1 protein-coding gene is annotated in these 544 nt (G+C 59.6%); it reads right to left on the bottom strand.

The window, feature by feature from the left end:
• Nucleotides 1-544, bottom strand: a 544-nt coding sequence (locus BKY27_RS19660; protein WP_146636328.1) for an integrase core domain-containing protein, incomplete at both ends; no start/stop codon positions are given.

Raw genomic sequence — 544 nt, 5'->3', positions numbered from 1 at the left:
TCCTAATCGGCTGATTGGTGGTTTTGACTTTAGCGCCGAGTGCGGACGGTGCCAATTGTAGAGATGCGTCCATACGGGCAGCTCCGCCGCGCGGTCTTCTGAGGTCTGGTAGGCGCGGGCATAGGCCCATTCGCGCAAAGCGGTTTGGATGAACCTTTCAGCTTTGCCATTGGTCTTCGGCGTGTAGGGTTTGGTCCTGATGTGCCGGATGCCGAGCCAGGCGCAGGCTGCCTTGAAGGCATTGGATTTGTAGCAACTGCCGTTGTCCGTCATGACCCGCGCCACCTTCACGCCCATGGACGCATACCACGCCACCGCCGCCTTCAGATGTGCGACTGCGCTGACGGCCTTCTCGTCCGGATGGATTTGAGTGAAGGACAGCCGTGACGCATCATCGATGCAGACATGCACATACTCCCAACCGATCCCGCGACTGTTGGACTGGCCTGTCCTGTCGCCGGTGATGCGATGGCCGGTGCGCTCGAACTTGCCGAGGCGTTTGATATCGAGGTGGATCATGTCGCCGGGATGCTCACGTTCATAG

The sequence above is a fragment of the Nioella nitratireducens genome (assembly GCF_001879715.1).
Classification (GTDB): domain Bacteria; phylum Pseudomonadota; class Alphaproteobacteria; order Rhodobacterales; family Rhodobacteraceae; genus Nioella; species Nioella nitratireducens.
This window is presented reverse-complemented; position numbering and strand designations above follow the sequence as displayed.